General features: G+C 59.0%; 20 protein-coding genes and 1 pseudogene. 6 read left to right on the top strand and 15 right to left on the bottom strand.

All coding sequences use genetic code 11. The annotated features are described in order from the left end of the window. Positions 1-2: 2 nt before the first annotated feature. From tauD to ACYZTW_RS02085, 7 genes are all read right to left on the bottom strand, one after another. Positions 3-845: a taurine dioxygenase gene (gene tauD, locus ACYZTW_RS02055; protein ID WP_462003541.1), complete on the bottom strand. Its 843-nt coding sequence runs from the start codon at positions 843-845 to the stop codon at positions 3-5. Between the two features lie 131 nt (positions 846-976). Next, on the bottom strand, positions 977-1,810 hold the full coding sequence (gene tauC / locus ACYZTW_RS02060) for a taurine ABC transporter permease TauC (protein ID WP_462003542.1): 834 nt from the start codon (positions 1,808-1,810) through the stop codon (positions 977-979). After that, positions 1,807-2,601, bottom strand: coding sequence for a taurine ABC transporter ATP-binding subunit (gene tauB, locus ACYZTW_RS02065; RefSeq protein ID WP_462003543.1), 795 nt, complete (start codon positions 2,599-2,601; stop codon positions 1,807-1,809). Before tauB ends, tauC begins: the two co-directional genes overlap by 4 nt. A gap of 15 nt (positions 2,602-2,616) precedes the next feature. After that, positions 2,617-3,594 carry a taurine ABC transporter substrate-binding protein gene (gene tauA / locus ACYZTW_RS02070; RefSeq protein WP_462003544.1) on the bottom strand — a complete coding sequence of 326 codons (978 nt, stop codon included), beginning with the start codon at positions 3,592-3,594 and terminating at the stop codon, positions 2,617-2,619. Between the two features lie 349 nt (positions 3,595-3,943). Beyond that, positions 3,944-5,527, bottom strand: coding sequence for a glutamate--cysteine ligase (gene gshA, locus ACYZTW_RS02075; RefSeq protein WP_462003545.1), 1,584 nt, complete (start codon positions 5,525-5,527; stop codon positions 3,944-3,946). Between the two features lie 364 nt (positions 5,528-5,891). Further along, a complete protein-coding gene (locus tag ACYZTW_RS02080; RefSeq protein WP_050482828.1) occupies positions 5,892-6,275 on the bottom strand; it encodes a PaaI family thioesterase in 384 nt (127 codons plus the stop codon). Continuing rightward, the gene (locus ACYZTW_RS02085; RefSeq protein ID WP_033058447.1) at positions 6,275-8,599 is read right to left on the bottom strand and encodes a Tex family protein; all 2,325 of its coding nucleotides are present in this window, start codon (positions 8,597-8,599) and stop codon (positions 6,275-6,277) included. The genes ACYZTW_RS02080 and ACYZTW_RS02085 overlap by 1 nt, the downstream gene beginning before the upstream one ends. Before the next feature lie 361 nt (positions 8,600-8,960). Here ACYZTW_RS02085 and ompR point away from each other — a divergent pair, with 361 nt between their 5' ends. Then, positions 8,961-9,701: an osmolarity response regulator transcription factor OmpR gene (gene ompR, locus ACYZTW_RS02090; RefSeq protein WP_414909052.1), complete on the top strand. Its 741-nt coding sequence runs from the start codon at positions 8,961-8,963 to the stop codon at positions 9,699-9,701. A 115-nt stretch (positions 9,702-9,816) separates the two neighbouring features. Further along, positions 9,817-11,130, top strand: coding sequence for an ATP-binding protein (locus tag ACYZTW_RS02095; protein WP_008149285.1), 1,314 nt, complete (start codon positions 9,817-9,819; stop codon positions 11,128-11,130). Between the two features lie 219 nt (positions 11,131-11,349). Here ACYZTW_RS02095 and rimK read toward each other — a convergent pair whose 3' ends face one another. After that, positions 11,350-12,255 (bottom strand): 30S ribosomal protein S6--L-glutamate ligase, encoded by a 906-nt coding sequence (gene rimK / locus ACYZTW_RS02100; RefSeq protein ID WP_008149287.1) that lies wholly within the window; start codon positions 12,253-12,255, stop codon positions 11,350-11,352. Next, a complete protein-coding gene (gene rimB, locus ACYZTW_RS02105) occupies positions 12,252-12,731 on the bottom strand; it encodes a retropepsin-like aspartic endopeptidase RimB (protein ID WP_008149289.1) in 480 nt (159 codons plus the stop codon). Before rimB ends, rimK begins: the two co-directional genes overlap by 4 nt. A gap of 216 nt (positions 12,732-12,947) precedes the next feature. On the opposite strand from rimB, the gene ACYZTW_RS02110 reads away from it, so the two are divergent. Continuing rightward, positions 12,948-13,355, top strand: coding sequence for an RNA-binding S4 domain-containing protein (locus tag ACYZTW_RS02110; protein WP_462003546.1), 408 nt, complete (start codon positions 12,948-12,950; stop codon positions 13,353-13,355). Between the two features lie 96 nt (positions 13,356-13,451). Here the strand turns inward: ACYZTW_RS02110 and ACYZTW_RS02115 are convergent. Further along, positions 13,452-13,772: pseudogene (locus ACYZTW_RS02115) on the bottom strand (phosphatase PAP2 family protein); the annotation flags it as partial. Between the two features lie 104 nt (positions 13,773-13,876). Between ACYZTW_RS02115 and hslO the strand changes: the two are divergent. The 3 genes from hslO to ltrA all read left to right on the top strand — a co-directional run bounded on the left by hslO (position 13,877) and on the right by ltrA (position 18,304). Continuing rightward, the gene (gene hslO / locus ACYZTW_RS02120) at positions 13,877-14,779 is read left to right on the top strand and encodes an Hsp33 family molecular chaperone HslO (protein ID WP_462003547.1); all 903 of its coding nucleotides are present in this window, start codon (positions 13,877-13,879) and stop codon (positions 14,777-14,779) included. Between the two features lie 182 nt (positions 14,780-14,961). Continuing rightward, positions 14,962-16,503 (top strand): phosphoenolpyruvate carboxykinase, encoded by a 1,542-nt coding sequence (locus ACYZTW_RS02125; RefSeq protein ID WP_462003548.1) that lies wholly within the window; start codon positions 14,962-14,964, stop codon positions 16,501-16,503. A 508-nt stretch (positions 16,504-17,011) separates the two neighbouring features. Continuing rightward, the gene (gene ltrA / locus ACYZTW_RS02130) at positions 17,012-18,304 is read left to right on the top strand and encodes a group II intron reverse transcriptase/maturase (RefSeq protein WP_462001131.1); all 1,293 of its coding nucleotides are present in this window, start codon (positions 17,012-17,014) and stop codon (positions 18,302-18,304) included. A 231-nt stretch (positions 18,305-18,535) separates the two neighbouring features. Here the strand turns inward: ltrA and ACYZTW_RS02135 are convergent, their stop codons facing one another. From ACYZTW_RS02135 to ACYZTW_RS02155, 5 genes are all read right to left on the bottom strand, one after another. Then, positions 18,536-18,889: a DUF1493 family protein gene (locus ACYZTW_RS02135; RefSeq protein ID WP_462003549.1), complete on the bottom strand. Its 354-nt coding sequence runs from the start codon at positions 18,887-18,889 to the stop codon at positions 18,536-18,538. Between the two features lie 313 nt (positions 18,890-19,202). Continuing rightward, positions 19,203-19,499 (bottom strand): hypothetical protein, encoded by a 297-nt coding sequence (locus tag ACYZTW_RS02140; RefSeq protein ID WP_462003550.1) that lies wholly within the window; start codon positions 19,497-19,499, stop codon positions 19,203-19,205. A 170-nt stretch (positions 19,500-19,669) separates the two neighbouring features. Next, positions 19,670-19,852: a hypothetical protein gene (locus ACYZTW_RS02145; RefSeq protein WP_462003551.1), complete on the bottom strand. Its 183-nt coding sequence runs from the start codon at positions 19,850-19,852 to the stop codon at positions 19,670-19,672. A 54-nt stretch (positions 19,853-19,906) separates the two neighbouring features. Continuing rightward, the gene (locus ACYZTW_RS02150) at positions 19,907-21,034 is read right to left on the bottom strand and encodes a hypothetical protein (protein ID WP_462003552.1); all 1,128 of its coding nucleotides are present in this window, start codon (positions 21,032-21,034) and stop codon (positions 19,907-19,909) included. A 103-nt stretch (positions 21,035-21,137) separates the two neighbouring features. After that, positions 21,138-21,401 (bottom strand): hypothetical protein, encoded by a 264-nt coding sequence (locus ACYZTW_RS02155; protein WP_462003553.1) that lies wholly within the window; start codon positions 21,399-21,401, stop codon positions 21,138-21,140. Between the last annotated feature and the right edge of the window lie 182 nt (positions 21,402-21,583).

Here is a 21,583-nt window from a genome sequence, read left to right on the forward strand (position 1 = left end):
ACTCACCGAAAAAACGGCACATCCCCCAACACCGTCGCCCGCTGCATCACCCGCCGCGCTGGCCGGTAATCATCCACGGCGTAATGCTGTGTCACGCGGTTATCCCAAAACGCCACGTCGTCCTTCTGCCAACGCCAGCGAATGGTAAATTCCGGCCGTGTCGCGTGGGCAAACAGAAACTTCAGAATCACCTCGCTTTCGGTTTCCGACAGTTCATTGATCTTCGACGTGAAGCCTTCATTGACGAACAACGACCGGCGTCCGCTCACCGGGTGTGTGCGAATGACCGGGTGCGACAGCGGCGGGTTTTTCCTGCGCGCTTCTTCCCACTGAGCCAATGCTTCAGGTGTGTTGCCATAGCGCTCCAGTGGGAACGAACGAGTGAAATCGTGGGTCGCAGTCAGCCCTTCGAGCAAGGACTTCATCGGCGCGGACAACGCTTCATACGCCGCAATACCACTGGCCCACAACGTGTCGCCCCCAAACTCCGGCAGCAGCTTGGCGCTGAGCACCGCGCCCATGGCCGGGGTCGGCAGGAAGGTCACGTCGGTGTGCCAGATCGCGTTGTCGCGCACGTCGGTGACGGCGGTGTCGAGGATTAGCACTTCGGGCTGTTCCGGCACATTCGGGTAGATCGGGTGAATGTGCAGGTCGCCGAAATTGGCAGCGAAACGCGCCTGTTGCTGGGGTGTGATCGGCTGATCGCGGAAGAACAACACTTGATGTTTGAGCAGCGCCTGCTCGATGGCGTCGCGCTGTTCCAGGTTCAGCGGTTGGCTGATGTCGACGCCGCTGATGTGTGCGCCGAGGGCGTAGCTTAAGGGGACGACGGTCAGGTTGCTCATGGTCTTTCTCTAATCAGGGGCGCCGAGCTTTTTGTGGGAGCGAGCCTGCTCGCGAATGCGGTGTTTCAGTCGAAGCAATGTTGCCTGACACTCTGCATTCGCGAGCAGGCTCGCTCCCACATGATGAATAGTCAGTGAGCCTGGCCATGCCACGGCACCAGTTTGCGTTGCAGGGCGCGCAAGCCCATCTCCATGGCGAAGGCGATCAGCGCGATCACCAGAATCCCCAGCACCACCACATCAGTGACCAGGAACTGCGCGGCCGACTGCACCATGAAGCCCAAACCACTGGTGGCGGCGATCAGTTCGGCGGCGACCAGCGTCGACCAACCCACACCCAAGCCAATCCGCACACCGGTCAAAATGTCCGGCAACGCGCTCGGCAGAATCACATGGCGAATCAACTGCGCCCGGGTCGCGCCCAAGGACTGTGCAGCACGCAATTTGGCCGGGTCGACGGTACGCACGCCGGTCGCGGTAGCGATGGCGATCGGGGCGAAGATCGCGAGGTAGATCAGCAAGACTTTCGACAGCTCACCGATGCCGCACCAGATCACGATGAGTGGCAGATAAGCCAACGGTGGAATAGGGCGGTAGAACTCGATCAGCGGATCGAGAATGCCGCGAGCAATGCGGTTGTGGCCGATGGCGATGCCGACCGGCACGGCGGTCAGCACCGCGAAGCCCAGGCCCAGGCCAATTCGGCTGAGGCTCGCGCCCAAGTGCTGCCACAACGTTGAATCCATGTAGCCGGTGGTCACCAGCAGCCAGCCTTTTTGCAGTACGGCGGAGGGTGGCGGCAGGAACAGCGGTTCGATCATTCCAGTGGCGGTGACGGCCCACCAAATGACCACGAGCGCGACGAGCGTCAGCAGACTGATCAAGCGAGTACTAAGGCTGCGTCGAACAGGAATCACCGTCGAGTTCGGTTTGACCGTGACGGCCGGAATCTCGTAGCTGCTCATACGGTCTCCTGCCGCTGGGCGGCGCTGCGTTGGGAGAACACTTTGGCGAGCACGTGTTCGCGGGTTTCGATAAAACGCGGGTCGGACTTGATCGATCGAGCCGACTCACCGGCGGCGTAACGCTGACCGAAATCCAGGCTCAGGCGTTCGACGATTTGCCCAGGATTCGGCGCCAGCAGAATCAGGTCCGTGGCGAGAAACACCGCTTCTTCGATGTCGTGAGTAATCAGAAATACCGGTTTGGCGGTGCGCTGCCAGACTTGCAGCAGCAACTCCTGCATTTGTTCACGGGTGAAGGCATCGAGGGCGCCGAAGGGCTCGTCCATCAGCAAAACGCGCGGATCAGCAGCGAGGGCGCGGGCCAGGCCGACACGTTGCTTCTGGCCGCCCGAGAGTTGCCAGATCCGACGGTTTTCGAAGCCGGAAAGGTCGACCAGCGCGAGCATTTCCCGGGCGCGGACTTCGCGTTTGTCTCGGGAAATACCCGCCAATTCCAGACCGAAACCGACGTTGGCCAGCACGTCCTGCCAGGGCAGCAGCGCGTCGTCCTGGAACACCACGCCGCGTTCGGCGCTCGGGCCTTTGACCGGCACGCCGTCAAGGGTGATGCGCCCGGCGCTAGGCTCGACGAAACCGGCAATCAGGTTCAACAGCGAAGTCTTGCCACTGCCGGACGGGCCGAGGGCAACCAGCAATTGCTGGGGCCCAAGGCTCAGGGAAATATCCGCCAGCACCGGTTCCGGGCTGCCGGGATACTGTGCGCTGATGCGCTCCAGCTGTAGCAAAGCCATCGCGGTTAACTCCGATCAGTTGGTGATGTACTTGGCGCTGACGTAGGGGGCGTAGTCCGGCAGCACGGCTTCGACTTTGCCTTGTTCTTTCAGGAACGCGGCGGTGTCGGTGATGGCCTTGGTGGTCGGCGCGCCAAGGGTGATCACCTGATCAGCCGCCAACGGGTAGACGTTGCCTTGCAGCAGCAATGGAATGTCGCTGGCCTTGGCACCGGAGAGTTTCACCAGCTTGTCGACGTTGCTTTGGTTGGCGAGCCAGGCTTTTGGATCTTTGCGATAGTCGGCGTAGGCATCGAGGGTCACTTTGGCGAACGCGGTGACGATTTCCGGGTGCTTCTCGGCGAAGTCTTTACGCACGATCCAGGCATCAAAGGTCGGTGCGCCGAACTTGGCCAGTTCACCGGAGGTGATCAGTACTTTGCCGTTTTCCTTGGCGACACCGAGGGCTGGGTCCCACACGTAAGTGGCGTCGATATCACCGCGTTTCCACGCGGCAATGATGGCTGGCGGGGCGAGGTTGAGGACGGTGACTTTCGATGGGTCGATGTTCCAGTGCTTCAGCGCGGCCAACAGGCTGTAGTGGCCGGTGGAAACGAACGGCACGGCGATTTTCTTGCCGATCAGGTCTTGTGGGGTTTTGATCCCGGAACCGTCGCGAGCAACCAGGGCTTCAGCGGCACCGATCTGGGTAGCGATGAGGAAGGTTTCTACCGGGACTTTGCGGGTGATTGCCGCCGTCAGGGGGCTGGAACCGAGGTAACCGATCTGCACGTCGCCGGAAGCGATGGCGGCGATGATGTCGGCGCCGTTGTCGAATTTGCGCCAGTCGATTTTGGCGTTAGTGGCTTTTTCGTACGCGCCGTCAGCCTGGGCGACTTTCGCCGGGTCTACGGTGGTCTGGTAGGCGACGGTGACGTCAGCCGCCTGGGCAAAGAAACTCACCGCAGCCAGAGACGCGGCCGCCAGGAGGCGAAGGGGGAAAGTCAGTTTCATTGAGAAGCTCCTTGTCAGGCGACCGAGAGTCGGCGTGAAAAAGAGACTAAATGATATAAGAATCCGAAAATAAATAACTTTTTCGAATGAGCTTATGAGCGGAAAATTCTAAGGAATGGGTGAGAGGGTAGCGGAGATTTTGTGATTGTGTGCAGTCAGGTGGATCGACCCCTCACCCCAGCCCTCTCCCCACGGGGGAGAGGGGGAAAGGGGGAAAGGGGGCCGATCTTCATGCTTTTCAGACCCTGAGTTCGACTCGGGCTTTCAGGTCGATGTATGACGTGAGACACCTCGGTCAGTCCCCTCTACCCCTTGGGGAGAGGGTTAGGGTGAGGGGTGGATCTTGAGGTCAGTTACTGATCGCCAAAATACTGGCCTGATACGACCCGACAAACACATCGAAATCGCCAACTTCGTTCTGCTCCAGCTCTACTTGCTCGGCCAGAGACGAACGCGCCCGCTCTTCAAATTTCGCCTGGTCTTCGCTTGAAAGCGGCTCGCTGCGGAAAAACTCCGCATGTGCCTGGCTCTGACGCAGAGAGAACTGACTGAAGCTCTCCTTGTGCTCTGCCATCGCCGCCAGCACCTGGGCCGATGGCGTCAGCGAAGGGTCCTTGACCTTGGCCAGCTGCGCATCCAACGCCTTGCTGTGTGCATCGCCGCCATGACTCTGATCCAGCATCGCCGCCAGGGGTGCAATCTTCTCCAGCAACTCGCTGGCCCACTCTTTCAGGTCCACCGGATGACCGTCGCGTTGCAGTTGCAGGCCCGGACGGCGACCTTCCTTTACCACGCTGAGGAAGTTCGAGGTCGCGTTGCCGCACGAGGTATTGGTCAGCAGCGGGCTGTCGTTCAGCGCGCAATACAGCAGGAACGCGTCGAGGAACCGCGATTCCGGCAGGTCGATGCCCATCGGCAGGAACGGGTTGATGTCCAGGCAACGTACTTCGACGTACTGAATGCCGCGGGCCACCAGCGCCTGGATCGGCCGTTCGCCGGTGTAGGTCACGCGTTTCGGGCGGATGTTGGAGTAGTACTCGTTTTCGATTTGCAGGATGTTGGTGTTGAGCTGAACCCACTCTCCGTCCTGATGCGTGCCGATTTCGACGTACGGCGCGTAAGGCGTTGCGACTGCTTTGCGCAGGCTATCGGTATAGCTCGCCAAGTCGTTGTAGCACGGCGTCAAACCGGCCTGGGCGTTGCTCTGGTAACCCAGGTCGCTCATGCGCAGGCTGGTGGCGTACGGCAGGTACAAGGTGTCCGGGTCCAGTTGTTCCAACTGATGCGAACGACCGCGCAGGAATCCCGCGTCCAGCGCCGGCGAGGCACCGAACAGGTACATCAGCAGCCAGCTGTAGCGCCGGAAGTTACGGATCAGCGCGATGTAGGCCGACGATTGATAGTCGCGGTCGGTGCCGACAAAACCTTCTGCTTCCTTGAGCAGCGGCCAGAGCTTTTCCGGCAGGGAAAAGTTGTAGTGAATCCCGGCGATGCACTGCATGGTCTTGCCATAGCGCAGGGCCAGGCCCTTGCGGTAGACGTATTTGAGCTGACCGATGTTGGAGGTGCCGTAATAGGCGATCGGGATGTCTTCCTCGGCCGGCAACGGGCACGGCATCGATGGACTCCACAGGTACTCGTTGCCGAGCTTGCTGTAGGCAAAACGGTGAATCTTGTCCAGGCTCGCCAGGGTGTCCGCCGGGTCGGGCAGGGCAGGCGTGATGAACTCCAGCAGCGACTCGGAATAGTCGGTGGTGATTTGTTCGTTGGTCAGCGCGGAACCCAATTCTTCCGGGTGCGGCGTTTGCGCCAGGCGACCTTCGCCGGTCACGCGCAGGCATTCACGTTCGATGCCGTGAAGGCACTGTTCGAGCAGAGAGAGGTTAGCGCGCTCGCCGAGCAGAGCCAGGCGGCGGTTGAGAAGTTCGCTCAAGTTGGATTCCTTCACGCGTCAGTCGCCCCAATATGGGGGTGGGCAAGACGGTCTACAAGGGTGAAGTTAAAACTGGCGTTGTCGCCTGGTTTTCGGACCGCACACGGCTGCTGGCAGCCAGCCAAGGATTGATCGCCGCAATCCCCTGTGGGAGCGAGCTTGTGTGGCGAGGGGATTTATCCCCGTTGGGTCGCGAAGCGGCCCTGAACCTGTGATTACGGTGTTTCAGAAAAACCGTATTCACCGGGTTTGCGACTGCTTCGCAGCCGAACGGGGATAAATCCCCTCGCCACAGCTCGCTCCCACAGGAAACTCCGACGCTGCGGTCACAGCGCCGAAATTAACTCAAATTGGGCATGGGGAGCTATAGGACAGCGAACGTGCCTTGTGCTTTTGCGACGAGTTTGTCGCCTTGCATCACGTCGGCTTCGACCACCAGCGTGCGCCGGCCCGGGTGGATCACCCGCGCCGTGCACATCACTTCACCGTCTGCGACGGCGCGAATGTAATTGATCTTGCACTCGATGGTCGCGCTCTGCTGGTCAAAGCCGTGGGTGCTGGAACAGGCCAGCCCCATGGCAATGTCCACCAGGCTGAACAAGGCCCCGCCGTGCAGCTTGCCGCCGCGATTGCGCAGCTCTGGCGCAAGCCCGAGGGCGACTTGCGCCACCCCGGCCTCCAGACTGTGCAAGCGACACCCCAGCAACTTGAAAAAAGCGCTTTCGGTCAGCCCGGCCGGGATGTCCATCAGCGTTTCTTCAACTGCTTGGCGTTGGCGAACAGCGAAGCCATGGCGTTGTTGGCCGGAGCCGCCGCCGTGGTTTCTTTACGCGGTGCGGTGTTCTGGGACTGGCGTGGCGCCGAACCCGGACGTGCACCACGGGCACCGTCGATTTTCTCGCCCGGCGTGTCGCTCATGCGCATCGACAGGCCCACGCGTTTGCGCGGGATGTCGACTTCCATGACCTTCACTTTCACCACGTCACCGGCCTTCACCGCTTCACGCGGGTCCTTGATGAACTTCTCCGAAAGCGCAGAGATGTGCACCAAACCGTCCTGATGCACGCCGATGTCGACGAAAGCACCGAAGTTGGTCACGTTGGTCACCACGCCTTCGAGGATCATCCCCAGCTCCAGGTCCTTGAGGTCTTCGACGCCTTCCTGGAACTCGGCGGTCTTGAACTCGGGACGCGGATCGCGGCCAGGTTTTTCCAGCTCTTGCAGGATGTCGGTGACCGTTGGCAGACCGAAGGTTTCGTCGGTGTACTTTTTCGGATCAAGACGCTTGAGGAAGCTGGCGTCGCCGATCAGCGAGCGAATGTCGCGGTCAGTCTCAGCGGCGATGCGCTGGACCAGCGGATAGGCTTCCGGGTGAACCGCAGACGAATCCAGCGGGTTGTCGCCGTTCATGACGCGCAGGAAGCCAGCGGCCTGTTCGAAGGTTTTCTCGCCCAAACGAGCGACTTTCTTCAGTGCCGCGCGGGTTTTGAACGCGCCGTGTTCGTCGCGGTGGCTGACGATGTTTTGCGCCAGGGTCGCGTTGAGGCCAGAGATGCGGGCCAACAGCGCCACGGAAGCGGTGTTGACGTCGACGCCGACGGCGTTCACGCAGTCCTCGACTACAGCGTCCAGGCCACGCGCCAGTTTCAGCTGCGACACGTCGTGCTGGTACTGGCCGACGCCGATGGATTTCGGGTCGATCTTCACCAGCTCGGCCAGTGGATCCTGCAGGCGACGGGCAATCGACACCGCGCCACGGATCGACACGTCGAGGTCCGGGAATTCCTTGGAAGCCAGTTCCGACGCCGAGTAAACCGATGCACCAGCCTCGGAGACCATGACTTTGGTCATCTTCATGGCTGGGTATTTTTTGATCAGCTCAGCGGCCAGTTTGTCGGTTTCGCGGCTGGCGGTGCCGTTGCCGATGGCGATCAGGTCCACCGCGTGCTTGGCGCACAGGGCGGCGAGGATCGCGATGGTCTGGTCCCACTTGTTGTGCGGCACGTGCGGGTAAACCGTGGCGTGATCCAGCAATTTGCCGGTGGAATCGACCACGGCCACCTTGCAACCGGTGCGCAGGCCCGGATCGAGACCCAATGTGGCACGCGGGCCAGCCGGCGCCGACAGCAGCAAGTCATGCAGGTTGTGAGCGAACACGTTGATCGCTTCGGTTTCCGCGCCATCGCGCAGTTCGCCCAGCAGGTCGGTTTCCAGATGGGTGTAGAGCTTGACCTTCCAGGTCCAGCGCACCACTTCGCCGAGCCATTTGTCGGCGGCGCGGTTCTGGTTCTGGATGCCGAATTGCTGACCGATCATGCCTTCGCACGGGTGCATGGTGCCCGGCAGTTCGTCGCCGACTTTCAGCGCCGAACTCAGAATGCCTTCGTTGCGGCCACGGAAAATAGCGAGCGCGCGGTGCGACGGCATGCTTTTCAGCGGTTCGTCGTGTTCGAAGTAGTCGCGGAACTTGGCGCCTTCCTCTTCTTTGCCGGCGATGACGCGGGCACTCAGAGTGGCTTCCTGCTTGAGGTAACTGCGCAATTTGTCCAGCAAACCGGCGTCTTCGGCGAAGCGCTCCATGAGGATGTACTTGGCGCCTTCGAGGGCAGCCTTCACGTCGGCCACGCCTTTTTCGGCGTCGACGAAGCGTGCGGCTTCGGCGTCTGGCGTCAGGGTCGGGTCGTTGAACAGGCCGTCGGCCAGCTCGCCGAGGCCGGCTTCCAGGGCGATCTGACCCTTGGTGCGGCGCTTCTGCTTGTACGGCAGGTACAAGTCTTCGAGGCGGGTCTTGGTGTCGGCGAGTTTGATGTCGCGTTCAAGTTGCGGGGTCAGCTTGCCTTGTTCCTGGATGCTGGCAAGGATGCTGATGCGCCGTTCGTCGAGTTCTCGCAGGTAGCGCAAACGCTCTTCCAGATGACGCAACTGGATGTCATCGAGGCTGCCGGTCACTTCTTTCCGGTAGCGGGCGATGAAGGGCACCGTGGAGCCTTCATCGAGTAGCGCGACGGCCGCTTCGACCTGTTGTGGGCGTACACCGAGTTCCTCGGCGATGCGGCTGTTGATGCTGTCCATAAAACCACCTGACAAATTGTGAAAGCAGGCTCGCAGGCGCAGAGATAAGGGCTCGGCGAGTCTGGTTGAGCGGCCTGGCCTGCGCCGCTACCTGGATCAACAGGTATTCCGTTGACCCGTGAAATCGAACAATTACTGCCGCAGCCGTGAAAATAAAAGGTGGCCACTCGCAGCAATGATCAGACGTTGCCTGACACAAAAGGCCGCGCATTATAACCAGCGTTCTGTCATTCGGGGGCATCGCAGGCTGTAGGCATAAAGGCCGGATTTCTGGCGATGAAGGAAAAATCTGCTAACAATGCACACGGTGCGTATAACGGCAGCTACGCCATAATGCGCGCCGAGATCAAAGGAGCATCTAATGAGCAGCACTGCAAACATTGCTGAAGGCGAAAAAATTCTTATTGTTGACGACGATCCAGGGCTGAGCAGCCTGCTGGAACGTTTTTTCGTCAGCAAGGGCTACCGCGCCCGCGCCGTACCGAACACGGAACAAATGGATCGCCTGCTGGCGCGTGAAGTGTTCAACCTGGTCGTCCTCGACCTGATGCTGCCCGGCGAAGACGGCTTGACCGCCTGCCGCCGTCTACGCGGCGCGAACAATCAGATCCCGATCATCATGCTCACCGCCAAGGGCGATGAGCTGAGCCGAATCAAGGGCCTCGAACTGGGCGCCGACGATTACCTGGCCAAGCCGTTCAACCCGGACGAGCTGATGGCGCGTGTCAAAGCCGTCCTGCGCCGTCAGTCGACGCCTGTGCCGGGCGCACCGGGCAGCGAAGACGAAAGCGTGACCTTCGGTGACTACGAACTGTCCCTGGCGACCCGCGAACTCAAGCGCGGTGACGAAGTGCACATGCTCACCACCGGTGAGTTTGCGGTACTCAAGGCGTTGGTCATGAACGCCCGTCAGCCACTGACCCGCGATAAACTGATGAACCTGGCCCGTGGCCGCGAGTGGGATGCCCTGGAGCGTTCCATCGACGTGCAGATCTCCCGTCTGCGCCGGATGATCGAGCCCGATCCTTCCAAACCGCGTTACATCCAGACAGTCTGGGGCGTGGGTTACGTGTTCGTTCCGGATGGCGCCGCCACCAAGTGATCGGTGATTTGTAGGAGCGGGTCTTGCGGGCAACGGGTCAGATGACCTTGTCCGCAGACTCGCGATCCGCAATATGCGAGCATCGCTCGCTCCTGCAAGTGTGTAGCGGTTATCCATGAAAACCCCCGTTTGGTTCCCCCAGAGTTTCTTCTCCCGCACCCTTTGGCTGGTGCTGATCGTCGTCCTGTTCTCCAAGGCGCTGACCCTGGTTTATCTGTTGATGAACGAAGACGTGCTGGTGGACCGCCAATACAGCCACGGCGTCGCCTTGACGCTGCGCGCTTATTGGGCGGCCGATGAAGAAAACCGCACGAAGATTGCCGATGCCGCGACCCTGATCCGGGTAGTGGGCGCTGGCGTGCCGGAAGGTGAGCAGCACTGGCCTTACAGCGAGATCTATCAGCGGCAGATGCAGGCGGAGCTGGGGGCCGACACCGAAGTCCGATTGCGTATGCATTCGCCGCCAGCCCTGTGGGTTCGGGCGCCAAGCCTGGGTGACGGCTGGCTGAAAGTGCCGCTTTACCCGCATCCGTTGCGCGGCCAGAAAATCTGGAACGTGCTCGGCTGGTTCCTCGCTATCGGCTTGCTGTCCACCGCCTCGGCGTGGATTTTCGTCAGCCAGCTCAATCAACCGTTGAAACGTCTGGTCTATGCCGCGAGGCAACTCGGCCAGGGCCGCAGTGTGCGCCTGCCGATCAGTGACACGCCGAGTGAAATGACCGAGGTCTATCGCGCCTTCAACCAGATGGCCGAAGACGTCGAACAGGCCGGTCGCGAGCGCGAACTGATGCTCGCCGGGGTCTCCCATGACTTGCGCACACCGTTGACCCGTTTGCGGCTGTCTCTGGAGTTGATGGGCGACCACAGCGACCTGACGGACGACATGGTGCGCGACATCGAAGACATGGACGCGATTCTCGACCAGTTCCTGGCGTTCATTCGCGATGGTCGCGACGAGTCGGTGGAAGAGGTGGACCTGAGCGATCTGGTGCGCGAGGTCGCGGCGCCGTACAACCAGAATGAAGAGAAAGTGCGCCTGCGCCTGGAGCCGATACAGCCGTTTCCGTTGCGTCGGGTGTCGATGAAGCGGCTGCTGAACAACCTGATTGGCAACGCCCTGCATCACGCTGGCAGCGGGGTTGAGGTGGCAGCTTACGTGTCCGGGGATACCAGCGCGCCGTATGTGGTGCTGAGTGTCATGGACCGTGGGGCGGGGATTGATCCGTCGGAGCTGGAAGCGATCTTCAACCCGTTTACTCGGGGTGACCGTGCCCGGGGTGGCAAGGGGACCGGGTTGGGCTTGGCGATCGTGAAGCGGATTGCTTCGATGCATGGCGGGAATGTTGAGCTGCGTAACCGTTCTGGTGGTGGGCTGGAAGCGCGGGTGCGGTTACCGCTTGGGTTGATGCTGCCTAGAGACGCGGTGTAGCCAAAATCCACCCCTCATCCCAACCCTCTCCCCACGGGGGAGAGGGGGAAAGGGAGCAGACCGCATGTTTTTCAAATCCTGAGTTCACCTCGATTTCTCAGGTCGATGTAGCTCTAAGAACACCTCGGTCAGTCCCCTCTACCCTCTGGGGCGGTCCGACGTTTCGGGAGGGTTAGGGTGAGGGGTGGATTTAGCTGACACCCCCCCACCCGCAAGCCATCAACCCTTGCCTTTGGTCCGCGTCATATTCGGCCCACCATTCTTCTCAAGATGCTCAATGATGATCCCCGCCACATTCTTGCTAGTGGTGGTTTCAATCCCTTCCAGCCCCGGTGACGAATTCACTTCCATCACCAGCGGCCCGTGATTGGAACGCAGGATATCCACACCTGCCACCGCCAACCCCATGACCTTCGCCGCGCGCAACGCCGTCATGCGTTCTTCCGGCGTGATCTTGATCAGGCTGGCGCTGCCACCGCGATGCAGGTTGGAGCGAAACTCCCCAGGCTTGGCCTGGCGCTTCATCGCCGCGATCACCTTGTCGCCCACCACGAAGCAGCGAATGTCCGCCCCGCCGGCTTCCTTGATGTATTCCTGAACCATGATGTTCTGCTTCAGGCCCATGAACGCCTCGATCACCGACTCCGCCGCCGTCGCCGTTTCACACAGTACGACGCCGATGCCCTGAGTGCCTTCCAGTACCTTGATCACCAGCGGCGCCCCATTGACCATCTCGATCAAGTCGGGAATGTCGTCCGGGGAGTGAGCAAAACCAGTAACCGGCAAACCGATCCCCCGGCGTGACAGTAATTGCAGGGACCGCAGTTTGTCCCGCGAGCGGGCGATGGCCACCGATTCGTTGAGTGGAAAAACGCCCATCATTTCGAACTGACGCAACACCGCGCAGCCATAAAAAGTCACCGACGCGCCAATCCGCGGGATCACCGCATCGAAACCCTCCAGCGGTTTGCCTCGGTAGTGGATCTGCGGCTTGTGGCTGGCGATGTTCATGTAGGCGCGCAGGGTGTCGATCACCACCATTTCATGGCCACGCTCGGTACCGGCTTCGACCAGACGACGAGTGGAATACAGACGCGGGTTCCGCGACAGCACAGCGATCTTCATGCAACACCTGTGGAGGAGGTAGATACCGGGAACACCGGCTTGTCTTGTACGTACTTAATGCCCGGATTGACCACCAACTGGCCGTCAATCAAGGCTTTGGAACCGAGTAACAGGCGATAACGCATGGACTTGCGACAGGCGAGGGTGAACTCGACCCGCCAGACCCGATCACCGAGGGCCAGGGTGGTGCTGACCACGTAACGCATCTGCGCGTGGCCGTTGGAGCTTTTGATCGTTTTCATGGTTACCAGCGGTGCTTCGCAGCGCCGGTGACGCAGTTGCACTACCGTGCCCAAGTGAGCAGTAAAGCGCACCCACTGTTCCCCGTCGCGCTCGAACGGCTCGATGTCGGTGGCATGCAGGCTGGAGGTGCTGGCGCCGGTGTCGATTTTTGCGCGCAGGCCCGCGACTCCCAAATCCGGGAGCGCCACCCACTCGCGCAGACCGACAACGGTCAAATGGTCAAATGTCTTCAAAGGTGCTCAACCGGTAGAAACCGCTCAGGCCGCACGCGGCCGAATTCGCGGTATTCACGCAGAATAATGGGTAAAAGGCGACAGATATCTACGGCCCGGATTTCCAGCCCTCAAGGGAGGCGCAGGAACGTGTGCATTGTAATCCGAGCCGGCGTAATTCATGGCACGACAGAAACGGTAGTACAGTTCAGCAATATTTCAGGATGAGGAAATTCCATGGCACAAAAAAGCGAAGAGGACGACAAAGTCCGTCTCGATAAATGGTTGTGGGCCGCGCGTTTTTATAAAACACGTGCGTTGGCGAAGGCGGCGATTGAAAGTGGCAAGGTGCATTGCCGGGGCGAGCGCTGCAAACCGGGCAAGGAACCGAGGGTCGGCGACGAGTTTCAGATTCGTGCAGGGTTCGAGGAACGCACGGTGGTGGTTCAGGCGCTGTCGATCGTACGCCGTGGCGCACCAGAGGCTCAGGCGCTGTACGCCGAAACCGAAGCCAGCATCGCCAAGCGCGAGGCGGCTGCGGCCATGCGTAAGGCCGGTTCGCTGGGCGTGAGCGCCGATGGCAAACCGAGCAAAAAGCAACGACGGGATTTGTTCAAGTTTCGTGGTAGCAGCAACGACGAGTAAGGCAATTGTTTCTGTGTTGCCTGTGAGGCAGCCTTCGTCGGATCGCCGCCCGGAGCAAGCCCGCTCCCACAGGTATTGCTCAATCCTTGTGGGAGCGAGCCTGCTCGCGATCGAGTGCGCAGCACTCGCCTGGCCGGCGAATTTGGCGAACAACATGCGGATAACCAGCAGCACCAGCAGAATCACCCCAACCACCGCATCGAAGGGTCGCAGACTTGCAATTGCCCAAACGTGTAGCCATATCGGGTTAATCGCCAGCAGCACGTTGAATGGGTGAAAGAACCACTCGTCGAAAATCACGCACAGCCTCTGACCTGTAGGCCATAACCAGAAGGCCAGCAGCGCGAGAGGCAAAAAATTGCATAAAGCCAACCGGCGGAAGTTCCACCTTGCTTGGAACAAGCCCGGATTGTTCATAAAATGCCTCCCATGGCTGAACATTGCGCACCAAAATGGTGCCGCAGAGGCGCAATTTCTCACTGTTTGAAATCATTTTGTCATTACTTCAGATACCCAGACCTATGACCGATTTACCGGATACCGACTACACCCAACGCTTCATCTTCGATGACAGCGACACCCGCGGCGAGCTGGTTGCGTTGGAGCGTAGCTACGCCGAAGTCCTCGCTAAACACCCGTACCCGGAGCCGGTTGCACAACTGCTCGGCGAGCTGATGGCGGCGGCGTCGTTGTTGGTCGGCACCTTGAAGTTCGATGGCTTGCTGATTCTCCAGGCCCGTTCCGAAGGTCCGATCCCGCTGCTGATGATCGAGTGCTCCAGCGAGCGCGAAATCCGTGGCCTGGCCCGATACGAGGCCGAGCAGATCGCGCCGGATGCGACCCTCGCCGACCTGATGCCCAACGGCGTATTGGCACTGACCGTCGACCCGACCCAGGGCCAGCGTTACCAGGGCATCGTCGACCTTGATGGCGAAACCCTGTCGGAGTGCTTCACTAATTACTTCGTGATGTCCCAACAAGTCGGTACGCGTTTCTGGTTGTACGCCGATGGTCGTCGCGCCCGTGGCCTGTTGCTGCAGCAACTGCCTGCTGATCGATTGAAGGACGAAGAAGAACGCGCCGCCAGTTGGCAGCACATCACCGCGCTGGGCAGCACCCTGACCGCCGATGAATTGCTGAGCCTGGATAACGAAACCATCCTCCATCGTCTCTACCACGAAGAGCAGGTTCGTCTTTTCGATGTGCAGAAACTACGCTTCCGTTGCAGCTGCTCCCGCGAACGTTCTGCCAATGCGCTGGTCAGTTTGGGTCTGGAAGATGCTCAGTCGCTCGTGGTCGAACACGGTGGCAATATTGAAATTGACTGTCAGTTTTGCAACGAACGCTACCTGTTTGACGCTGCCGATATCGCTCAATTATTCGCTGGAGCGGGTGTCGATACGCCGTCAGATACCCGTCACTAAAACGGTTCAGCGCAGGTAAATTCACTGGTTAGTGCCGGAATAACGCCGTTCTGACGGGAGGGCCCTACTATTTTTGGGCTTTTCTGGCATAATCCGGCCCACTTTTTGTCGCGGTAGTAGTGCACGACTTTCTACTACAAAACGTTTGGAGCACACTCGGCCACTGGCCGACGGGGAATCTCATGACGCAAGCCAATAACGCCGTGTACACCGATCTGAGTGTTGATGATCTGGTAAAAGAAGCTCTGAGTCGCGGTGAGGGCGAGCTTGCCGATACCGGCGCGCTGGTTGTTCGCACCGGCCACCGTACCGGCCGCTCGCCAGTCGATCGTTTCATCGTTGACGAGCCATCCACTTCGGCTTCCATCGCCTGGGGCCCGATCAACCGCAAGTTCCCGGCCGACAAGTTCGATGCCCTGTGGGCTCGCGTCGAAGCCTTCAACAACGCGCAAGAGCATTTCGTTTCCCACGTGCATGTAGGTGCGGCTGAAGACCACTACCTGGCCGTGAAGATGACCACCCAGACTGCCTGGCAGAACCTGTTCGGCCGTTGCCTGTTCATCAACCCGCAAAAGTACAACCCGGCTGGCCGTGATGAGTGGCAAGTGCTCAACGTTGCCAACTTCGAATGCGTGCCAGAGCGTGACGGCACCAACTCCGACGGTTGCGTGATCCTCAACTTCGCTCATAAGAAAGTGCTGATCGCCGGCATGCGTTACGCCGGTGAAATGAAGAAAGCCATGTTCTCGGTGCAGAACTTCCTGCTGCCGGCTGCCGATGTGCTGCCAATGCACTGCGCCGCCAACATCGGCGAAGAGGGCGACGTGACCCTGTTCTTCGGTCTGTCCGGCACCGGCAAGACCACCCTGTCCGCCGATGAAAGCCGTTACCTGATCGGTGACGACGAGCACGCCTGGGGTGAAGGCGTTGTCTTCAACATCGAAGGCGGCTGCTACGCCAAGTGCATCGACCTGTCCGAGAAGAACGAGCCGGTCATCTGGAAAGCCATCAAGCACGGCGCAGTCCTGGAAAACGTCGTTATCGATGACGCCAAGCACGCCGATTACGCTGATGTCAGCCTGACCCAGAACAGCCGCGCCGCCTACCCGCTGGAGCATGTTGCCAAGCGTTCCGAGAAGAACCTCGGTGGCGAGCCAAACGCTGTGATCTTCCTGACCTGCGACCTGACCGGCGTACTGCCGCCAGTCTCGATCCTCAGCGAAGAACAAGCGGCCTACCACTTCCTGTCCGGCTACACCGCGCTGGTGGGCTCGACCGAAATGGGTTCCGGCAGCGGCATCAAGTCGACCTTCTCCACCTGCTTTGGCGCACCGTTCTTCCCGCGTCCGGCTGGCGAATACGCAGAACTGCTGATCAAGCGCATCCGCGGCTTCGGCTCCAAGGTCTACCTGGTCAACACCGGCTGGACCGGCGGCGGCTACGGCGTCGGCAAACGCTTCAACATCCCGACCACTCGTGGCGTGATCGCAGCGATCCAGAGCGGCGTGTTGATCGGTGCTGAAACCGAACACCTGGACACCATCAACCTCGACGTGCCGTTGGCGGTGCCGGGCGTTGAAACTGGCCTGTTGAACCCACGTAACACCTGGGCTGACAAGGCTGCTTACGATGAAGCCGCTAAAGCACTGGCTGGGTTGTTTGTTGAGAACTTCAAGAAGTTTGAAGTGAGCGACGCGATCAAGGCTGCTGGGCCGAAGTTGTAAGATTTGGTTTGATGTAATGAGAAAGCCGCCCTTTGGGGCGGCTTTTTTTATGTGCGCCCAGCATGGGCGCAATCTTGTGGGTGAAAGTCCCGCCGTAAGCTGACCACAGCGAACGAAGTGAAGCGCAACTGCATGAGGGCGACCGAGTGTGGGGAGGAAGCGTGGATCGAAGCCATGAGCCGATGTACAAGAACCGGATAGAAGGCGAAGCCGATCAGGGCGAGCGGGCATAAAACCGCGAAGCTCTTGTGGTCAAGGATCAGGTTGCGTAAATCCGGCGGTTGTGTGGTGAAGGATTGCGTTCTTACCTGGGGAGATCTCGCCTTGTGCCTGAAAGGGCGACGGTGCAAGCCGGAGCGAGAAGTCAGCAGAGGCCGTAGTAGTCTTTTTTTTTTTTTTGACGAAGGGCCGAACGAGAGAAAGCGTTATAGGCCATGTTGATGCGAACGACCGGAAGTCAGATGCCTGCCAAACGCGGGGCGGATGTGAGGACGCGAGCGGTGAAACCGTGAGAAGCCCCATCAGCGACGAGGTCAATCGCCCGCAAGATGAATCCGACAACGCAGGGCAAGGGCTGCTGGATCGGGCCTTTGCGAGAGAAAACCTGAAGCGGGCATGGAAGCGGGTCAAGGCCAACAAGGGAGCAGCGGGCGTCGATGGTCTGGATATTGAACAGACCGCCGAACATCTACTGAGCCAGTGGGCGGCGATTCGCGAACAGCTTCTTTCAGGCGTCTACCGGCCCAGCCCGGTACGACGTGTGGTCATCCCCAAACCTGACGGCGGTCAGCGCGAGTTGGGAATTCCAACGGTCACCGATCGCTTGATCCAACAAGCGTTGCTGCAAGTCTTGCAACCAGAACTCGATCCGACTTTCAGTGAACACAGCTACGGCTTTCGCCCGGGACGTTGCGCGCAGGATGCTGTTTTGGCGGCTCAGCGCCATGTGTCTTCAGGGCGAAGAGTGGTGGTGGATGTTGATCTGGAGAAGTTCTTCGACCGGGTCGATCACGATATTTTGATTGATCGTTTACGCAAGCGGATTGCGGATCGGGCGGTTATCCGGCTGATTCGGGCGTATCTGGATGCGGGAACGCAGATCAATGGCGTAGTCGAGAAAAGCCGCTGCGGGGCGCCGCAAGGCGGCCCGCTGTCGCCGTTGCTGGCGAACGTGCTGCTGGACGAAGTGGATCGGGAACTTGAACGTCGAGGTCATTGCTTCGTGCGCTATGCCGACGATGCGAATGTGTATGTTCGCAGCAAGAAGGCCGGGCAGCGAGTGATGGCCTTGCTCAAGCGTCTGTATGAAAAGCTGCACTTGAGCGTCAACGAGAGCAAGAGTGCGGTGGCGAGTGTATTTGGTCGCAAGTTTCTGGGGTACGCGTTCTGGGCTTCTCCACAAGGCGTCAAAAGGACAGTAGCGGTCAAAGCGCGTCAGCGCTTCAAACAGTGCATCCGCTGGTTTACCCGGCGCTCAGGTGGCCGCAGCTTGCAACAAGTTGTCGACCGATTAAGGCCCTACATGCTTGGCTGGAAGGGATATTTCGGCTTGTCGCAAACTCCCAGAATCTGGCGAGAGTTAGATGAATGGATACGACACCGACTACGAGCAATCCAGCTCAAGCAATGGCGGCGTAGTTCAACGATCTATCGAGAGCTGCGCAGGTTGGGTGCAAGTGAGGCTACTGCTCGCAAAGTGGCGGGAAGCTCTCGCTGCTGGTGGCGCAATAGCGCTCTTGAACTCAACCGAGTGCTCGATATAGCGTGGTTCGACAGAACGGGTTTACCGCGTCTCTCCTGACCTCAATCTCTCGAACCGCCCGGTGCGGACCCGCATGCCGGGTGGTGTGGCAGGGGAACGGCCTATGAAGGCCGTCCCCTATGCCGATTACATCTATTAACTATTTAGTAGTCGATACGCGGGAGAAGCGGCGCTGTTTTTCTAGCCATGAAGCTAATATTCCTTCACTTCTGGGGTGATAGCGCCAGAATAATTGCAGTTCGGCGTGCCGTTTCAGAAGCGGCATCTGCTTTATTTGCTTTGCAGTTCCTGCGTATCCCAGTGTTGGACCTTGATGGCGCGATAGAGCATACCGATGGTCAGCGGGACTTTGTCACCGCGACCCTTTGCCCTTCGCTTCAGATGTACATCAAACCCTTCCGGCTGAAAGTAGCGATAGGCGTCGTAATCCACGAAGTCGATCCCAAACTGTTCTTCCAGCGCTTCCATCAAATGCCGCGCATCAGCGCCGTCGCAGCCCAGGTCGAAATTGATCGAGGTGGTGAGGCTGATGGTTTTGCGTTCGGGCAGGCCGAGTTCTTCGTGTAGCAACTGCATGAGCAGGTGCATGGCGTGGTCGTCGGGGAAGTTGGGGTCGAGGTTCATGGGGCGTCTTCTGTTTAGGGCCATTTCGTGAGACGGATTAAGCCTGATTTTGCGATGTGTTGGATGTCGATCAGAGCTGCAAGCATGGAGTTCGCGGGAAGGCTGGCGCTCACCCCGGACGATCTCGTTCATTTGTTGCACGCTTTCCATCAGCTCATCAAAAAATTTGCTCAAGGTTATCCCCGGGTTTTGATCGTTCCAACGCTCTGCGCGGGAATGCAGCCCGGGACGCTCTGCGTCCCTTTTGAGAGCTGGAACGCGGAGCGTCCCTTGAGGCATTCCCACGCAGAGTGGGAACGATCTTCGCTCGGCGTCAGGTTGGTGCTTTCCAGCCCATCATGCGTTGTTGGGCGACTTTCAGTAGGTCGCAGCCGTCCTGAGTCAACAGGTAGAGGGCGTGGGTGATATGCGGGATGTCTTCCACGTCACCGTTTTTGAAGCATTGGCAATGTAGGGTTTTGAGTAGGTCGCCGGAGGCTCGGATTCGCTGGAGGGCGGCTTCGAGGATGTCCTGGGGGTTGGCCTCTGTGTCGATGATCAGGGGCGGGGAATCGGTGAGGTTGGTTTGGAGTGGGCGGTAGCGGCTTGGAAACGGATTTAATGTGGTCACTGAAGAACACCTCTAATCAATTGGGAATGTGCGCTCTCTTTGTCGGGTGACCAAGCCCGAGTCGCTGAATTAGCAGCGACAGCCCGACTATAGGTGTGAGCAGCCGGGCAGCGATAGACGACAAAGAGTCCCCGCTTGTAGGAACGGGCCGAACCTCGGCCAGGCCCTTTCTATAGGAATTTTCCACGACGCAATTTCTCACGTTTTTCCGCCATCAGCTTCTTGGCGTCCTCATCAGAAATGCTCGGCAGTGGATCATCGATACTGGTCTGAACTTGTCTGATGAACCATGCCTCATAGGCAGCATGGTCGATGTGAGCCTCACAGCATTGGCGGGGCACTTTGTCTTTCATCGGGTTTCACCTCTGATTGTTTCAGCTGAGCGGCCGAACCCCGCTCCCATCAATTCAACGAATATGCTGATACGAAGCAACATCCAGCAGGCCAGTGGTCAACCCAGTCGCCGGCGCGTAGATCGTGCCTTTCACTGCTGAGAACTTGACCCCGTTGCTGCCCAGCGAAACATATCGCTCGCCCTGGTCCAGTTCGGTGAAGTAGGTGTACGAGCACTTTTCCATCGCTTTGTATTTCGCGGCGGTGCTGACCATGGTTTTGTGGTGGTTCTGCAGGTCGGCCGGGGTCAGGTTGAGGGTTTTGTTCAGCGGCACGCCCCAGCGCTTCAGGCACACTTCGGCAAAGTGGCGGACGATCAGGCCGGGTTCGGCCAGCGCTTTAGGGCCGCTGACACCGTCTGCTGCGGCGTTGCCAACCAGCGTGCCATGGCGGCCGGGCATGGGATAAATGTGGGTTCGGGTGCCGGTGGCCGTTTGCGGGATGACACAGCTGAAGCCTTTGGAGCGCTCGTCTCGGGCGTAGAAACCGACGTATTCTTTTACGTTGGCATTTAGTTTTACTTTGTCTTCCTGAAAGTTACCGATGCCCGGTACCGGATCAATCGCAAAGATATTCACCGGGATGTTCTTCAGTGCGCTGTCCTTGAACATGGCATTGGCCAGCATATGACAACTAATACCGCCTCGGCTCCAGCCCACCAAGTTGACTTTGGTTGGAAGGATGCCGTCCTTGCGGAACTGTTTAATAATTTGTTCTTGCAACTTCTGACTGGTCACGGCGCGGTCGCCGTAGTTGTATTTGCGCCACAGCCAGGAGCCTTCGACAATCACGTCTTCTATGGGAATGCCGGCAGCCTTTAGGCGGTTGTACTCGGCTTCGGTCAGCTTTTCACGCTGCCAGTCACACTTGCCTTTAATAATGTTGATTGCATGTTGGACGTTCTCTTCCCAGCCCTTGCCGAACAGCGTGCCGCTCAGGCCGTAGTCCTTGGATTTGGTGAACAGCTCATCAGCTTGCAGGTTGCTGGTGCCAGGGCCGTCAATGACGATCCACTCGGCAAACTCGCGACCACCGTGATGGGAGGCCAGTGTCGAGACCAATTCGCCGTTCCAGTAAGTTGGGTTCTGGTTGTCGAATTTGGTCGAGCCGGTGCCGCAAAAGGAAATAGTTAGTGTAGTCATTGTAATGCTCTTGAATGGTTTAAGAGCTTGTAGGCTATCGTGTGTTACTTATTCATTGAAGTGCTTGGTTGTTTCTGTATTTGTAAGTTTCATATGTGTAGGCTTATTGTTCTATTCTTTGTTTTGCAATATCTAGAAGTTCGCAACCATCCTGCGTTAATAAATAAAGCGCATTCACTATATGAGGGATGTCTTTAACATCGGCCTGTTTGAAGCACAGACAATAAAGCGTTTCGAGCAAATCGCTGGCTGCGCGCAGGCGTTGGTGTGCTGCGTCGAGGACGGCGCCGGTGCTGGCCGCGGTGTCGATAACGAGGACGGGTGTTTCGCTGTAGCTGGTTTTGAGTGGACGATAGCGGTCTTGCATTTAGGTCAGTCCTGTAGGAAGTCGGGCAGTCTCGCCGGCAGGTCGACACCCTGTTTTCAGCCGCGCCGCAAACTATGAAGGTGGCGACGCAGCTCGGCAATACGGCCGCAATGGACAGGATTTGTAGGGGATTTACTGGCCCTCGAGCATGGGTCCTACGCATTTCCTGAGGCTTTTTAAAG

The sequence above is a fragment of the Pseudomonas sp. LB3P25 genome (assembly GCF_054897985.1).